The sequence below is a fragment of the Gemmobacter sp. 24YEA27 genome (assembly GCF_030052995.1).
Taxonomy (GTDB): Bacteria; Pseudomonadota; Alphaproteobacteria; order Rhodobacterales; family Rhodobacteraceae; genus Pseudogemmobacter.
Window position 1 is genome coordinate 795,733 of record NZ_JASJPW010000001.1, and the last position, 16,272, is coordinate 812,004.

Annotated in this window: 12 protein-coding genes, 1 tRNA gene and 1 pseudogene; 9 read left to right on the forward strand and 5 right to left on the reverse strand. The window is 62.9% G+C overall.

From position 1 onward, the window contains the following. The first annotated feature begins 66 nt into the window (after positions 1-66). The 5 genes from QNO18_RS03955 (at position 67) to QNO18_RS03975 (ending at position 4,597) form a co-directional block, all read left to right on the forward strand. Positions 67-1,077 carry an ABC transporter permease gene (locus QNO18_RS03955; RefSeq protein WP_283176626.1) on the forward strand — a complete coding sequence of 337 codons (1,011 nt, stop codon included), beginning with the start codon at positions 67-69 and terminating at the stop codon, positions 1,075-1,077. Beyond that, complete coding sequence (locus tag QNO18_RS03960; RefSeq protein WP_283176627.1) at positions 1,070-1,921, forward strand: ABC transporter permease; 852 nt, start codon at positions 1,070-1,072, stop codon at positions 1,919-1,921. Before QNO18_RS03955 ends, QNO18_RS03960 begins: the two co-directional genes overlap by 8 nt. Beyond that, entirely contained in the window at positions 1,918-2,790 is an 873-nt protein-coding gene (locus QNO18_RS03965) for an ABC transporter ATP-binding protein (RefSeq protein ID WP_283176628.1), read from the forward strand. The genes QNO18_RS03960 and QNO18_RS03965 overlap by 4 nt, the downstream gene beginning before the upstream one ends. Further along, a complete protein-coding gene (locus QNO18_RS03970; protein ID WP_283176629.1) occupies positions 2,783-3,586 on the forward strand; it encodes an ATP-binding cassette domain-containing protein in 804 nt (267 codons plus the stop codon). Before QNO18_RS03965 ends, QNO18_RS03970 begins: the two co-directional genes overlap by 8 nt. Positions 3,587-4,521: 935 nt before the next feature. Then, positions 4,522-4,597: transfer RNA gene (locus QNO18_RS03975), tRNA-Thr, on the forward strand. A 230-nt stretch (positions 4,598-4,827) separates the two neighbouring features. Here the strand turns inward: QNO18_RS03975 and QNO18_RS03980 are convergent. From QNO18_RS03980 to QNO18_RS04000, 5 genes and pseudogenes are all read right to left on the reverse strand, one after another. Further along, a pseudogene (locus QNO18_RS03980) lies at positions 4,828-4,953 on the reverse strand (IS5/IS1182 family transposase); the annotation flags it as partial. Positions 4,954-4,997: 44 nt separating this feature from the next. Further along, positions 4,998-6,089 (reverse strand): phosphatase domain-containing protein, encoded by a 1,092-nt coding sequence (locus QNO18_RS03985; protein WP_283176630.1) that lies wholly within the window; start codon positions 6,087-6,089, stop codon positions 4,998-5,000. Positions 6,090-6,112: 23 nt separating this feature from the next. After that, a complete protein-coding gene (locus QNO18_RS03990) occupies positions 6,113-8,101 on the reverse strand; it encodes an ATP-binding protein (protein ID WP_283176631.1) in 1,989 nt (662 codons plus the stop codon). Position 8,102: 1 nt separating this feature from the next. Next, positions 8,103-9,308, reverse strand: coding sequence for a sigma-54 dependent transcriptional regulator (locus QNO18_RS03995; RefSeq protein ID WP_283176632.1), 1,206 nt, complete (start codon positions 9,306-9,308; stop codon positions 8,103-8,105). A gap of 91 nt (positions 9,309-9,399) precedes the next feature. Further along, positions 9,400-10,272, reverse strand: coding sequence for a LysR family transcriptional regulator (locus tag QNO18_RS04000; protein ID WP_283176633.1), 873 nt, complete (start codon positions 10,270-10,272; stop codon positions 9,400-9,402). Positions 10,273-10,733: 461 nt separating this feature from the next. On the opposite strand from QNO18_RS04000, the gene fdnG reads away from it, so the two are divergent. From fdnG to fdhE, 4 genes are read left to right on the forward strand one after another with little or no spacing between them, the layout of a single operon-like run. Beyond that, positions 10,734-13,826, forward strand: coding sequence for a formate dehydrogenase-N subunit alpha (gene fdnG, locus QNO18_RS04005; RefSeq protein WP_283176634.1), 3,093 nt, complete (start codon positions 10,734-10,736; stop codon positions 13,824-13,826). Further along, positions 13,823-14,764 (forward strand): formate dehydrogenase subunit beta, encoded by a 942-nt coding sequence (fdxH, locus tag QNO18_RS04010; RefSeq protein ID WP_198835629.1) that lies wholly within the window; start codon positions 13,823-13,825, stop codon positions 14,762-14,764. Before fdnG ends, fdxH begins: the two co-directional genes overlap by 4 nt. A gap of 10 nt (positions 14,765-14,774) precedes the next feature. Then, positions 14,775-15,416 (forward strand): formate dehydrogenase subunit gamma, encoded by a 642-nt coding sequence (locus tag QNO18_RS04015; protein ID WP_283176635.1) that lies wholly within the window; start codon positions 14,775-14,777, stop codon positions 15,414-15,416. Next, entirely contained in the window at positions 15,413-16,255 is an 843-nt protein-coding gene (gene fdhE, locus QNO18_RS04020; protein ID WP_283176636.1) for a formate dehydrogenase accessory protein FdhE, read from the forward strand. Before QNO18_RS04015 ends, fdhE begins: the two co-directional genes overlap by 4 nt. Positions 16,256-16,272: the final 17 nt, after the last annotated feature.

Genomic DNA, 16,272 nt, shown 5'->3' on the forward strand with positions numbered 1-16,272 from the left:
GGACCCCCGCGGGATATTTAGGGACAGATGAAAGGGCCGGGGCTGCGGCGCTTTCGGGATTTGGCCATGCAATTCTTCAGAACAGTAATGGGGCGGCTGGTGACGACATTGATCACGCTCATGGGCGTGGCGGTGATTGTCTTTGTCGTCATCCGGGTCGTGCCGGGGAATCCGATTGCGATGATGCTGCCTCCGGGGGCGAGTGAGGCCGATATCGGGCGGCTGAATGCGCTTTACGGCTTTGACCGCTCGATCCCGGAGCAGTTTTTCATCTGGCTCGGTGGCGTGGTGCAGGGAGATTTCGGCACCTCGATCACGGCGCGCCAGCCGGTGACGGGGATGGTGCTGGGGCGGCTTCCGGCGACGCTGGAACTGTCGGTCATGGCGCTGGTCATGGCCTGTCTCATAGGCGGCTTTGTGGCGCTCTGGGGCACGAGACGGCGCGAGACGAAGACCGAAGCCGCGATTGATATTGCCAATGGGATGGCGCTTTCGGTGCCGGACTTCCTTTGGGGGCTGCTCTTGATCCTGGGGTTTGGCGTGCTCTGGCCGGTGTTTCATATCTCGGGCCGGGTGACGCCGTCGCTGGATCTGCCCTTTGCGACCAATTTCTACCTGTTCGAGAGCCTGATCCGGCTGCGATTCGATCTTTGGGCCGATATCGTCAGCCATATGTTCCTGCCGGCGCTGGCGCTGGCGATCCCTTTATCGGCGATCATCGGGCAACTGTTGAAGCAAAGCCTGAAAGAAACCATGCATCTGGATTACGTGACGCTGGCGCGGACCCGGGGGTATGGCGAGACGCATGTCATTTTGCGCGAGGCTTTGCGCAATGCGGTCCTGCCGACGCTGACGCTGGTGGGCGTACAGTTCACCTTTCTGATCGGCGGCACCGTGATCATCGAGCGGCTGTTTTCCTATGAGGGCCTTGGCAATATGGCCATCGAGGCGGTGATCAACCGCGATCTGCCGCTGATCCAGGGGATCGTGATCCTCTTCGCGCTGATCTTTACCGGGGTGAACCTGGTGGTTGATCTGCTTTATGCCGTTCTGAACCCGAGGCTGCGTCATGGCTGATGCCCGTTCGCTTGTGAAACGCCGGGCGGGGCCGCGGCTCTGGCTCTCGGCAGGCTGGATTGGTGTGGTGGCGCTGGCGGCGGTTTTTGCGCCGCTGATAGCACCGCAGGATCCGCTGGCGCAGGATCTGTTCCTGGGCCGGATGCCGCCTTTCTGGATGGCGGGGGCCGAGCCTGGCTATTGGCTCGGGACCGACAGCCTTGGCCGCGATGTGCTGAGCCGGATCATCTATGGCGCGCGGATCGCGCTGGCGGTGGCGCTGGTTGCGGGGGGGATCACCTGTGTCCTTGGCGCGGGGCTGGGGCTGATGGCGGGCTATATGCGCGGCTGGGTCGACACGATCATCTCGCGCTTTATCGACATCTGGATGGCCTTTCCGCCGGTTTTGTTTTCCATCCTGCTGATCGCGGTGATGGGGCCGGGGCTTTTCTCGATCATCGTGGCGATCGTGGTGATCGACTGGACGCGGTTTGCCCGGGTGATCCGGGCCGAGGCGATGGGGCAGGGGGCGATGGATTATGTCGCCTCGGCGCGCGTGGTCGGTCGGGGCCGTATCTCGACCATGCTGACCGAGATCCTGCCCAATGTTGCACCGACCATCGTGGTGCTTTTGACGCTGGAGATGGGCATCGCGGTGATCATCGAGGCGATCCTCAGTTTCGTGAACCTTTCGATCCCGACCGATGACCCGACCTGGGGCGGGATGATTTCCGAAGGCCGGATCTCGATCAACCAGGCCTGGTGGGTTTTGGTCTTCCCGCTGATCGCGCTTTTCCTGACCGTTCTTGCCTTTTCCCAGCTGGGGGAAGGGCTGAAGAACCGCTACGATCCGGTGCTGCGATGACTTATCTTGAGCTGAAGGGCCTGTCGGCGCGGATCACGCGCCAGAACCACCCGCTTTTGCGCAGTGTTTCGCTCTCGGTTGCGCCGGGCGAGGTGCGGGGGCTGGTTGGGGAAAGTGGTGCCGGCAAGTCGATGATCGGCAAGGCGGTTTTGGGGATCTTGCCGAAAGCGGTCGAGGTGACGGGGGGCGAGATCCTCCTCGGCGGCGAAGACCTGCAGCGTCTGTCTGATAAAGATCGGCGGCATCGGATCGGTCAGACCTGTGCGCTGATCCCGCAGGATCCGCTGACCGCGCTGAACCCGTCGCGCCGGATCGCGCCGCAGATCACCGACCGGCTGGTGGACATCCTGGGCTGGGACCGGGCGCGGGCGGTGGCGCGGGCCGAAGAGTTGCTCGACGAGGTCAGGATCCAGGACCCCGCGCGGGTGATGCGGGCCTATCCGCATGAGCTTTCCGGGGGAATGCGGCAGCGGATCCTGATCGCTTCGGCCTTTGCTACCGCACCGAAACTGATCGTCGCCGATGAGCCGACGACCGCGCTGGATGTAACGGTGCAAAAGCAGATCCTGAAGCTTATCAGGGATATGCAGGCCAGGCATTGTACGGCACTTCTGTTCGTGACCCATGATCTGGGCGTCGTATCCAAGGTCTGTAACCGGCTCTCGGTGCTTTATGGTGGTATGGTGGTCGAGGATAATGACGTGCCGGGCTTCTTTGCCGGTCCGCGCCATGCTTATTCGCGGGCGCTGCTGGCCGCGACGCCGAAATACACCGATCCGACCGCCAGCCTGACCCCGGTGCCCGACCAGGTCATCGCGGCTGTGCGGGCCGAGATCGATGCTTTTGACCGGGAGCGCGCGCATGTCTGAACTGCTTTACCGTGTCGAGGGGCTGCGCCTTTCGCTCCCCGATCTGAATCGCAAGCCGCTTTGGGGGCCGGCACCGCGCAACGAGATCCTCAAAGGCCTCGATTTCGCCATCGCAAAAGGCGAGATCATCGGGATTGTCGGCGGATCGGGCTCGGGGAAGTCGACCCTCGGGCGCTGTCTCGTGCGGCTGCTGGAGCCGACTGCGGGTCGGCTCCTGTTTGACGGCCAGGATATCAGCCATCTGAATGACGCCGCGCTGCGCCCGCTCAGGCGGCGGTTCCAGATGATTTTCCAGGACCCGATGTCATCGCTGAACCCGCGCCACCGGGTGGGTCAGCTGATCGCGGCGCCTCTGCGGCTGCATGGTGTGGCGGATGTGCGGGGCCGCGTCGCCGAGGCGCTGGAACTCGTGGGCTTCCCGCAGGACATGGCCAGCCGCTACCCGCATGAGATGTCGGGCGGCCAGCGGCAGCGGGTGGGCATCGCCCGCGCCATCGCGCTGCGCCCGGACTTCATCCTCGCGGATGAGATCGTCTCGGGGCTGGATGTCTCGAGCCAGGCGCAGGTGCTGAACCTGCTGGAGCGGCTGGTGAAAGAGCTTGGCCTGACACTGGCCTTTATCAGCCATGACCTGAGCGTGATCCGGAGGCTGTGTTCCCGGATTATGGTGCTTTACCAGGGTGAGATCGTCGAATCCTCTGATACGGCAGCGCTGTTCGACCAGCCGCGGGCGGCCTATACTCGGGAGCTCCTTGATGCGATCCCCCTGCCTGATCCGGATCAGGTCTGGGCCTGAGAGACTGCGCCATCCCGGAAGGGGCGTCCGCGCCCGGATATGGCCGAGGTCATCGGCGGGACTGGTCAGGTCCGGGGTATTTGCCTCGCAATGTATGGCGCATGACCTTCCAGCAAAGGATGCGAAGGGCCCGACCGACAGGGGCGGTACACTGCCGCTATCCGGATCGACCGCGTCGTCTGGAGCGATTTGACGAAGGCCGAAATTCAGGGCGCTCTGGACGTCTTGATTCCACATTGATCTGGACCGACAGCGCGCCGGAGCCGGCCTGCCGTGTAACCCCGGATCGTGTGGCCAGTCCTTGCTCTGGCCACTTCTTGCCCGGGTCAGCCCAGGGGCGCGACAGATCAGATCGGCGCGGAAACGACTTTGCGATGCGTGCGAGTCATGGAGACGCGCCATCCGCTCACGCTTTTGGCCACAGAGGAGATTACGCTGTAAGTCCAGTATACTAAAGATCCTCCTGCGCCCGCCCAGGTGTCACGCGGAGCCGGGACGGGGTCACGGATGTCGCAGAAGTGGGCGCCAGGACCGATATCGCAGAATATATTGATAAATATCAGGATTTTATGTCGGTTTGTGTGAAATGTCCGCAAGATTGCCTGCGGTGCAGGATGGCGAGCTGTCTGGGGACACTTGCCCTGAGGGGCGCAGCCGGGACGTGTCGCCGGCCTCCCGGGGGCGCCCGTCGCGCCACCGCGCCTGTCCTATGCCCCTACCTCTCCAATGCGGGTGGGCGGGTAAGAGAAATTGCCGTGAACGGACACTGGACAAGACGGCCCCGCGCGTTTAAACGGGCGCCTGCATGGTTCCGGTAACGTGATCGGCAGAGCTTTCACAGGCAGCGAATTCGATGCCAGGTGACAGGCAAAGCCAAAGAGTTCCGAGGCCGTCGACGACAAGCAGGGCAGAAGAGGGGCCTGCATCTGGAATATGCCGCTGTAGCTCAGCTGGTAGAGCACGTCATTCGTAATGATGGGGTCGGGGGTTCGAGTCCCTTCAGCGGCACCAGTAATCTACTGGAATACCAGCACAAAATGGCCGTCCTTCGGGGCGGCTATTTGATTTTTCAAAACCCAGGAACCACGGCGGAGCCAGGTTCGGAACGCGAATGCGGTGCGCGAGTTCACGAAAAAGTGGATCATCCGTCGGCGGTCATGATGTCTGGGGATCGCGTCTCATAGATCACAATGCCCGCGCTGACGACAAAACGAACTTCATTGCATGGAGACTCTGCTGAGCTCTCCAAGAAACTTGAGGCATCTCATTGTGGCTTTCACACGACTTCGTCGATGATAACCGGACCATTTCTTCCAGTTTGCCCGGCCGAAGCGCTTGCATGCATGCTGGTCCTCATTGCGGGCCTGCACGCCGGGGTACCGTATCTCTCACCGCCGTCGATTGTCTGAGGTCAAAGGGGCGACCAGCCCTCCTCCGGCCCGCTTTCCGGGATCAGGTGCCAGCGTGCGGTGGTCCCGGCAAAGGCCGCATCAAGCCGTATGGGGCTGAGATCGCTGCCTGCCACTTCGCGGATCAGAATGGTGATGTCGCGATCAGGATGGCTGCGGGCGGCTTCGGCGTAAATCTCTGGATCCTGCTCGCCGCTGTCGCCGATCAGCAAAAAGCGGCGGGAGGGGAAGTCGGTCAGGATCTGGCGCAATATTGCGCCCTTATGCTGAACCGTACTGTCCGCGCCGGGCAAAAGCCGGTTCCAGGCGGTGCTTTCGCGCAGATGCAGGCTGCCAGGCGGGAAGGCCTCGTCACGGATAAACCCGCTCAGCGCCGGGGCCAGCTGGATCGGGCTTGACGACAGGTAGTGGAAACACGCGCCGGCCTGCCGCGCGAGGCGGCGGTAGAAGGCGGCCATGCCGGGGGTGGGTTTGAACGGTTCTGTCAGGCTGCCCCGCAGCAGCGCGCGCGTATCGGCGACGTTGCTGATTTTTATCGTGTCGTCGATATCCGAAATGATCGAAAGGCCCTCGGCCGGCACCAGATGGGCTATGCCTTCGAAACGTTCCTCCGCGCCGTCGCGGCTGGTGTGAAATCGGATCAGGCGGTCATCGCCCGGCGCAGGAATCCTGAGCCGCGCCGAGACCCGACCACCGCGATCCGTGGCGGGGAGGAGGCTTTCCGGCGCGTCCAGGCTGTCGAAACCGTCGAAGCGGATCAGCAGTTCCTTACCGCGCTCGGAATCGGTCAGGAACCAGCGACTGCGCTCAGCGAAGATCTCGTTTGCTTCGGGGCCTGCGGCTTCCATGTCGATGCCAAGCGCGGTGGTGAAAGCAAGCCGCGCCCCGGGGCGGCGTTCGAATTCGAACACCCAGGCCTCGATATTGACCTCGATGACACCCGGTTGCAGGTCGCGGGCATAGCCGGGCAGGAAGAGCACCGTCTCATCGGCTTTCAGCCCGCGTGCAAGCAGCCAACCCGGCAGGGCCGTCAGAGCTGTCCCCGCCAATACCCTGCGCCGTGTCAGCATCATCCGCCCTCCGCCAGAGCTCATGATCTGCGCCGGGCCGGCGGCGGTCAATCCGGGCTGTCATCCGCCATCGGCAGGAAGATGCGGAAACGGGTGCCCCTGCCGGGGAGGCTGTCTGTCGGGCTGCCTGGCGTGCTGTCTGCAGTCAGGCTGCCGCCCTGACGGGTCACGAGGTTCAGGCAGATCGGCAGGCCGAGGCCGGTGCCGCCCTCACGCCCGCGCGTGGTGAAGAAGGGATCAAAGGCGCGCGCGAGAATCGCAGGATCCATGCCCGGCCCGTTATCGCTCAGCACGATCACCACGCCATCGCGCCCGTTTTCCGCCCCGTCCTCCAGCCGCAAGGTGATCTGCCCGCCCTGAGGCATCGCCTGGACTGCATTCGAGACAAGGTTGATCAGCACCTGCTGCAGCTCATGTGGGTTCATGCGGATCAGGCGCGTTGAGTGGATCTCTTCCACCAGCACCACGCCGGATCGCGCCAGCAAGTGGCGGATCAGCGGTTTCAGCCCCTGGATCGCGGCGGCGGGGTCGGTACTGAGCGGTCCATCGGTGAATTCTTCGGGCCGGGCGAATTGCAACAGCTGTGACACCAGCCCGTTGATGCGCCGGATCTGTTCGTCGATCAGCCGCAGTTCCGGCGTGATATCAGAAGCGCGCTCCGCCAGCACCATGCGAATGACTTCCAGATTGCCGGAAATCACCGCCAGCGGATTGTTGATCTCATGAGCGACCCCGGCGGTCACCTCGCCGATGGTGGCGAGCTTTTCCGCAAGGATCAGCTGGCGGCTGGTGGCCTGGAGCGCCTGATTGGCGCGGGTAAGGTCCTTGGTGCGTTCTTCTACCCGGGCATTCAGATCAGCATTCAGGCCGCGCAGTTCCTGTTCGCGGGCCGACAGCAGCGCGAGCAGCGCATCCAGATGGGTCGAAACCATGGCGATTTCGGCGGCGCCCGGAACCGGGCCGGTGCGTGCCCCCATATCGCCGGCCTCGACCAGCGCGATCGTGTCCCGCATCGCCGCAAGCGGGCGGAAAATGCCGCGCGCCCAGCTGAGCGCGAGCGGCACGAAAAGCCCGCCGACCAGCAGGAATGCCGCGCCGATCATCACAAGCGTCACCTGCCGGGCCTTTGTATAAGGCGCTTTCGGGATGCCGGCGTAAAGCATTCCGACCCGGTTTCCCTTCACATCCGTCAATGCCTCATAGGCCGAGATATACCAGCCATTCACCACAAAGGCGGTGTCATGCCAGGACTGCCCCACGCCCAGCACCTGGGCCGAGACTGCCGCCGAAGCGCGGGTGCCGATGGCGCGTTCAGTCCCTGTCGGGCGCAGCGTGGTCGAGATGCGGGTATCGCCCAGGAACAGGGTGATGACGCCCAGGTCCAGCTCTGCGCCGATCTGCCCGGACAGCGCCGGATCGCTGGCCGGATAGACCAGCGCCGAGATCCGGTCGATGAAATCCTCGTTTCGGTTCAGAAGGATACCGCCGATGAGGCGGCCATTCACGCCTTTGGGCAGGATCACCTGATCGGTGGCCAGAACCACGAGCCCGCGATCCTCGCTGGTCGCATCGGTGGGGTTGCTGCCTTCGGTCGTGATCAGCGGCACCCGGGCGCGGGCGGCAAGGCCGGGGGAAAGCTGTTCCAGCTCGGTGGGGGTGAAAACGGCCAGCCCGCCCTGTGGCTGCGACGAAATTCCGCCCGGCAGGTTCGTGCCGGTCAGCATCAGGAAATCCAGCCCGGCGTTCATTCGCGCCTCTTCCAGAAAGGCCGGCATTTTTGCCGGGGACGCATCGCGATATGCCGCCGAGCGGGCAATCGCCGCCACGTCGCGCGCGGTATTGGCGGTGAGATGGTCGAGATATTGCCGCCCGACGGTCAGGTCACTGGTGACCCGTGCGGCGAGGATCTGGTCGGTCCTGTTCAGCCAGCGCTGCATGGTGATGCCCAGCAGGATTGGGGTCAGCACCAGCATCGGCAAGAGCGCGATGATCAGCAGTCGTCCGCGCACCGAAGTCCAGCCGCCGCGCCGCGCCATGTCACTGCCCCAGCAGATCGGGCGGGAAGGCACCGAGGATCAGCGCCCGCTCCACCAGGTTTCTCAGCTCGCGCACATTGCCGGGCCAGGGCCGCGCCATCAGGGCGGCTTCGACCCCGGATGTGATCGCGACCGGCGGCCTCCCCAGCCGTCCCGAGAGCGTTTCCATGAAATGCGCGGCAAGGTCGATCACATCGCGCCCGCGCGCGGCCAGCGGCGGCATCGGAAGCTGGAGGATATTGATGCGGTGCCAGAGATCTTCGCGCAGCCGCCCGGTCGCGACCAGCATCGCCGGATCGGCATTGGTGGCGGAAATCAGGCGGATATCGACCGGCAGCTCGCGTTCGGCGCCGACCGGGCGGATGCGGCGGTCTTCCAGCACGCGCAACAGCCGGGCCTGGATCGAGAGCGGCAGCTCTGAGATTTCATCCAGAAACAATGTGCCGCCCTGGGCATGGAGGAAGAACCCGCGCCGCTCGCCGCCGACTTCGCCGAAGAGATCGGCTTCGGCATGGTCCTCATTCAGGGTCGCGCTGTTGACGGGCACGAAGGGCGCATCGCGGCGGTCCGACATCGCATGGATCAGCCGCGCCGCGACCTCTTTGCCACTGCCCGAGGGGCCGGTCAGCAAGACCGAAGACGGCAGCGGCGCCACCCGTGCAATGGTCTCGCGAATGGCGGTGATCGCGGGCGAGGCACCGGTCAGCGCGACCGGGCCGGGCGTCATTTCCGACCCGCGCCGCAGCTCGTGTTTCAGGATCTGGTTCTCGCCCATCAGCCGCGCCTGTTCGGCCGACCGCGCCACCGCCGTCAGCAGCTGGTTCGACCGGAACGGCTTCAGGATCAGATCGACCACGCCGGCCTGCATCGCCTCGATCGCGATTTCCAGATCGGCAAAGGCCGAGATCAGGATCACCGGCGGCACGATGCCGCGCGCGCGCTGCGTCACCAGCCAGTCAAGGCCGCGATCATTGCCGAGGATATTGTCCAGTACGACCACATCGAAGGGCTCGACCGCGAGCCATTCCTGCGCCTCCTGGACCGAGGCCGCCAGTTCGATCCGCCGGCATTGCGGCCCAAGGATCCGCGCCATGAAATTGCGCATCCCCGGCTCATCATCCACCACCAGAACCGAAACGCGCGCCAGCTTTGCCGCAAAGCCGGGCGCGTTGGCGGGGCGTGTCAGCGGGCGGTCGGAAAGGGTCACGCGGCGGTCTCCTCGGGGACGGGCTCTTCCCGTGTCTGGCATTTTGACCGGGCCGGAACAAGGTTGGGATCAGGGGCGGAGCAGCCGGGATTCAGGCCGCCATCTGGCCGGAAAACCCGCTCAGCGCCTCTTCAAAGGCGCGCACCATCGGGGCCTGTGGCTCGCGCCGGATCAAAAGCGCGCCAAGGCCATGGCTTTCGCCCTGGTCGCTGACGGGCAGGAGCCGGATCTCGTCCTGCTCCGCCAGCAGCGCCATCAGGCTGTCGGGCACCAGGCTGCACCAGGCGCCCGAACGCAGATGCGCCAGAACCCCATCCAGCCCGGAACAAAGGATCGCAGGTTTCAGCGCCGGGCGCAGGAGCGGCAGGTCACCGGTCAGGCACAGTGGCTGCGTCGCCACATCGGCCAGGCTGACCGACCCGCCCGCAGCAAAGGGGTGGTCCTTGCGGCAGGCAAAATACAGCCGCATCTGCCAGAGGGGCAGGTGATGCGCCTGGTCGGATTTTGCCCGGCGCGCGGGCAGCCAGCCAAAGCCGCCATCCAGCGAGAAGTCCGTCAGGCCGGCCTCGATTCCCGCGCCATCCGTAAGCGAAATCTGGATGCGCGCCAGCGGGTTGCGTGCCTCGAAATACTCACAGAATTGCGCCATCATCGGCATCGCCGAGGCCGAGACGCCCAGCCGTAGTACCCCTGTCAGCCCGCCTTTGCGGCGCCCTGACAGATCGGCGCGCAGATTGCCATAATCCGAGAGGATCTGGCGCCCCCAGATCAGCACTTTCTCGCCTTCGGCGGTCAGGCCCTGAAAGCGCTGGCCGCGCAGGATCAGGGGCATCCCCAGATCATCCTCGAGCTTGCGGATCGCCAGAGACAAGGCAGGCTGGCTGACACCGCAGAGTTCCGCCGCGCGTCCGAAATGCTCTTCCTCGGCAAGGGTCACGAAGAAGTCGAGATGGCGGATCAGCATGGCATTGTCCGGGGTTCAGATGCGGGGTCGCTGGCAGAGCTCAGAGGGTAGCGGGGCTGGTATACCCGGGAACGATATGTTTTCATATACATAACGAAACTGACGAATCACAGCCAAAACGGCCAATCACACACGGCCGTCCCCTTGTCTGTCTGGGCCATTCGGCCAGGCGGCCTCCTGTGGCGGATGATATCATCATATCACAGTTTCATGATTATCAATGCTTACTGCATCATAATTATTTTAAATCACAAAATAAATCCATTGCGGGACGGGGGTTTGGTAAAGCCATGTAATTGCCTCGGAATTTTTTCTGCCCGCGGATGCTGCACCATGTCGCGGCCCTGCCCCGGATTGTGCATCTTCTGTCTTGCCCGCTGCCGGAGCCGGCAGCTACTGCGACAGGGTAACGGTGTGCCATCGCACACAATCCCAGTCAGTCAAGGGCAGGAGCGGTTGCCATGGATGGTGCCAGGACAAAGATCGGGCGTCGCGGTTTTCTGAAAATCCTCGGCGCCGGAGCAGCGGCACTTTCGGCTCAGGCGATGGGGCTTTCAACTGCCGAGGCACAGGTCTCGGCGGGGGTGCGGCCGTTCAAGCTTTTGCGCGCGAAAGAGACCCGCAACAACTGCACCTATTGCTCGGTCGGTTGCGGCATTCTGATGTACAGTCTTGGCGACGGGTCAAAAAACGCCAAACCGCGCATCTTCCATATCGAGGGTGACCCGGATCACCCGGTCTCGCGCGGGTCGCTTTGTCCGAAAGGCGCGGGGCTTCTGGATATGATCCATTCCAAGGGCCGGCTGACGCATCCCGAATATCGCGCGCCCGGGGCAACCGAGTGGGTGAAGATCAGCTGGGAGGATGCGACGAAACGCATCGCGCGGCTGTTGAAAGACGATCGCGACGCGAACTTCATCTCGCATAACGAACAGGGGCAGCTGGTGAACCGCTGGCTTTCCTCGGGGATGCTGGCCTCGTCTGCGGCCTCGAACGAGACGGGCGTCTTGGATTACAAATTCTCCCGCGCTCTGGGAATGCTGGGGATCGACTGCCAGGCGCGACTTTGCCATGCGCCGACGGTGTCCGCGCTTGCGCCCTCGTTCGGGCGCGGCGCGATGACCAATCACTGGGTCGACATAAAGAACGCCAATGTGGTGATCGTGATGGGCGGCAACCCGGCCGAGGCGCATCCCGTTGGCTTCAAATGGGTGATCGAGGCCAAGATCAGGAACAAGGCAAAGGTGATCGTGGTTGATCCGCGGTTCAACCGGACGGCCTCGGTGGCAGATTTCTTCTCACCGATCCGGGCCGGGTCGGATGCGGCCTTCCTGATGGGCATGGTGCGCTATCTGCTCGATACCGATCAGATCCAGCATGACTATGTGCGCGACTACACCAACGCCGCGCTGATCATCCGCGATGACTTCGCCTTTGATGAGGGTGTATTCTCGGGCTTCAATGCCGAGACCAACAGCTACGACAAGACCTCCTGGACCTATGCGCGCGGTGAGGACGGGCTGGCTTTGCGTGATGAGACGATGACGCATCCGCGGTCGGTCCTGCAGCTGCTGAAAGCCCATGTCGACCGCTATACGCCCGAGATGGTCGAGGAAATCACCGGCGTCAAAAAAGCCGATTTCCTGAAGATCGCCGAGGTGATCGGATCCTGTTCAGCCAAAAACAAGACCATGACCTGGCTCTACGCGCTCGGCTGGACCCATCATACCGGCGGCGCACAGATCATCCGGGGCGCGGCGATGATCCAGCTTTTGTTGGGGAATATCGGCATGGCCGGGGGCGGCGTGAACGCGCTGCGCGGGCATTCGAATATCCAGGGCTATACCGATCTCGGGCTGCTGTCCTTGCGCGTGCCGGGCTATATGAACCTGCCGACTGACAAGCAGACCAGCCTCGCGCAATATCTGGATGAGACCACGCCGAAGGATGTCACCCCGGGCCAGGTCAATTACTGGAAACACACGCCGAAATTCTTCATCTCATATCTGAAGAACCAATACGGCCCCCACGCCACCAAAGAGAACGCCTTCGCCTTTGACCTTCTGCCGAAATGGGATCGCAGCTATGACATGCTGGCCTATTTCGACATGATGTATAACGGTCAGGTCAACGGCTATATCGCGCAGGGCTTCAACCCGCTGGCGGCGATGCCGGATAAGAACAAGACCTCCAAGGCTCTGGCGAACCTCAAGTTTCTGGTGATCATCGACCCGCTTGCGACCGAGACTTCGAACTTCTGGAGGAATGAAGGCCGGTTCAATGATGTCCCCACCGAGGAGATCATGACCGAGGTTTTCCGCCTGCCCTCGAACTGTTTCGCGGAAGAAGACGGCGCGATCGTGAACTCGGGCCGCTGGCTGCAATGGCACTTTGCCGGCCAGGAGCCCCCGGGCGAGGCACGGCACGACCCGGCGATCCTTGGCGGCATCATGATGGAGCTGCGGCGGCTGTATGAGACCGAAGGCGGCGCCTGCCCGGAGCAGGTTCTGCATATGACCTGGGATCATGAGACCTATCACGACCCCTATTTCCCGCATCCCGAAGAAATGGCGAAAGAGGCCAATGGCTATGCGCTGGAAGACGTTTTCGACGAGAACGGAGTCCAGATCCTGCGCAAGGGGCAATTGCTGGATAATTTTGGCCAGCTGCGCGATGACGGCACCACACAAAGCTTTTGCTGGGTCTTTGCCGGGTCCTGGACGGAAAAGGGCAACCAGATGGCCAATCGGGACAATACCGATACTGGCCTTGGCAACACGCCTGGCTGGTCCTGGGCCTGGCCCGCGAACCGGCGCATCCTCTACAACCGCGCGAGTATGGATAAAGACGGCAATCCCTGGGATCCCGACCGCGCCATTCTGCACTGGAATGGCGAGAAATGGGTTGGCGCGGATATTCCCGACTTCCCGGCGACGATCCCGCCCGGCGGCCCGGCGATGCCGTTCATCATGCTGCCCGAAGGCGTGGGCCGGCTGTTTTCCGAGAAGGGCATGAATGACGGACCCTTCCCGGAGCATTACGAGCCGGTTGAAAGCCCGATCGCGAAGAACCCTCTGCATGAGGTCGTGACGCATAACCCGACCGCGCGCATCTTCCAGAATGACCGCGAGCGGATGGGGAACCGCACGGATTACCCCTATGTGGCGACCACCTATTCGGTGACGGAGCTGTTCCGCCACTGGACGAAGCACAGCCATCTGAACGCAATGCTGCAACCCGAGCAATTCATCGAAATGGGTGAAAAGCTGGCGGCGGAAAAAGGCATCAAGCACGGCGATACCGTCAAGGTGACGACCAAACGCGGCTATATCACCGCAAAAGCCGTGGTCACCAAACGGATGCGCACGCTGAATGTGGCGGGCCAGGAAGTTGAGCAGATCGGCATCCCCTGTCACTGGGGGTTCGAGGGCGCGACCCGCAAGGGGTATCTCGCCAATACTCTGGCGCCGGGCGTCGGCGATGCGAACTCGCAAACGCCTGAATTCAAAGCCTTCCTTGTCAATGTCGAAAAAGCGGTGGGGGAACTGGCATGAACTCGCAAAACATCGTGCGCCGCTCGGCGACCTCTGATCTGACCCCAGCCCCCCAGATCCGGGACCACCAGATGGAGGTCGCCAAACTGATCGATGTCTCGATCTGTATCGGCTGCAAGGCCTGTCAGGTGGCGTGCAACGAATGGAACGATCTGCGCGGCCCGGTCGAGAACAACGTGGGTGTCTATGACAACCCCGCCGATCTGCATCCCGAGACCTGGACGCTGATGCGCTTTACCGAACATGTCGATGAAAACGACAAGTTCGAATGGCTGATCCGCAAGGACGGCTGCATGCATTGTGAGGATCCGGGCTGCCTGAAAGCCTGCCCGATCCCCGGCGCGATTGTGCAATATGCCAATGGTGTGGTTGATTTCCAAAGCGACCTCTGCGTCGGCTGCGGCTATTGTGTCGCGGGTTGCCCCTTCAACGTGCCGCGGATCTCGAAGACCGATCACAAGGCTTATAAATGCACGCTCTGCTCTGACCGGCTGGCGGTCGGCCAAGCCCCGGCCTGTGCGAAAACCTGCCCGACCGGCGCGATTGCGTTCGGCTCGAAAGAGGAGATGAAAGACCTCGCCGCGACCCGCGTGGCAGAGCTGAACGAGCGCGGTTACGAGAATGCGGGCCTCTATGATCCGGCAGGCGTTGGCGGCACGCATGTGATGTATGTGCTGCAACATGCCGATGACCCCGAGCGCTATGCCGGCCTGCCGAAAGACCCGAAAATCTCGCCCATCGTCGAGGGCTGGAAGGATCTGCTGAAACCCGCAGCAGCGGTGGCAGGTGCGGTCGCGGTCGGCGCGATGGCGGCGCATTTCATCGGCGTCGGCCCCAATACCACCGATGATGATGACCACCCCGAAGGGTCAGACGGCAAGATGCCGGAAGAGCCGAAGAACAACGTCACACCGTTCCCGCAACACGCGGCAGAGTGAGGGGCGCGTCATGGGTAAACCGAAAAAAGACCAGATCCTGCGCACGAAATTCCTCGAGCGGCTCTGCCACTGGAGCATCGTTCTGTGCTTCTTCTTTGCCGCGACCTCGGGGATATCCTGGTTCTTCCCGACCTTCTCCTGGCTCTCGGGTTTCCTCGGATCACCGCAGATGGCGCGGGTGCTGCACCCGTTCTTCGGGATCGCGGTGTTCCTTGGGCTTTGCTACATGTTCAAACGGTTCATGCATCACAACCTGCCGGCCAGGACAGACAAGATCTGGTTCAAAAACGTGGTGCCGGTGCTGGCGGGGGATCACTCCCGTAAACTTCGGATCGGCAAATACAATGCCGGGCAGAAGGTGCTGTTCTGGCTGATCATGTCCTCGATCGTGGTGCTGCTGATCTCGGGTCTGATCATGTGGCGCGCCTATTTCGCGGAATATTTCCCGATCTGGGTGCTGCGCCTTGCCATCCTCGCGCATTCGGTGGCGGGGATCGGGCTGATCCTCCTGATCCTCGGGCATATCTACCTTGCGATCTGGGTCAGGGGCTCGATCACCGGCATGGTGACGGGCTATGTCTCGAAACGCTGGGCGGCGCAGCATCATGACCGCTGGGCCGAAGAAGTTGAATCCGGGAAGGCCGACCATTGAGCATCCACCCCATCCCCGAGGCACGCCATTTCGACCCGATCCTGCGCGAGGATCTCGGCGCGCTTTATACCGCCCGTGCGGCGCGGCTGCGGGCTCTGGCCGAGGGGCACGAGCTTTCGGCCTTCCTCGGCCTCGCGGCTGAGATTACGTTCGCGCAGCAGGCTGCGATCAGGGCGGATTATGCGGGAACAGAGCCGGTTGACGCCGCCCGTATCGCGGCATCGGGATGCTGGCTCCCGGGGCTTGAAACGATGATTGCGCAGCTTATTGGGCGCGTTCCCGAAGGCGTCCGTCCGCATCTCGACCGGCTTGCCGCGCTGCCCGAGGCCGACAAGATCACAGCCGCTCTGGCCCTGGCCGAAAGCCGTTTCGACGCGGTCGACCCGGCGCTGGCTCCGTTTATCTGGGCTGCCTTGTCGGTTGAGGTGGCCCAGGCCGCCCGTGCCGCGCCCTTGCCGCAGAAGGGCGATGAGGAAACGACATATTGCCCGATCTGCGGCTCGCACCCGGTGGCAAGCCATATCCATACCAGCGAACGCCAGGGGATGCGTTATCTGCATTGCGCGCTCTGCGATTGCGAATGGCATATGGTGCGGGCGAAATGTTCCTGCTGCGGTGATGCCGGTCAGCTGGATTACCTCAGTTTCGACACGCCCGAGGCGGCGATCCGGGCCGAAGCCTGCAATGACTGTGGCGGCTATCTCAAGGTGATCAGCGCCGAGCGTGACCCGGATGTCGAGACCGTGGCCGATGATCTGGCCAGCCTGGTGTTGGATGATGCTGCAGTGTCTGAAGGCTTTGGCCGCACCGGGTTCAACCCTTTCGCGCTTCCGGGCTGAGGCGCGCGGGGCGCCGG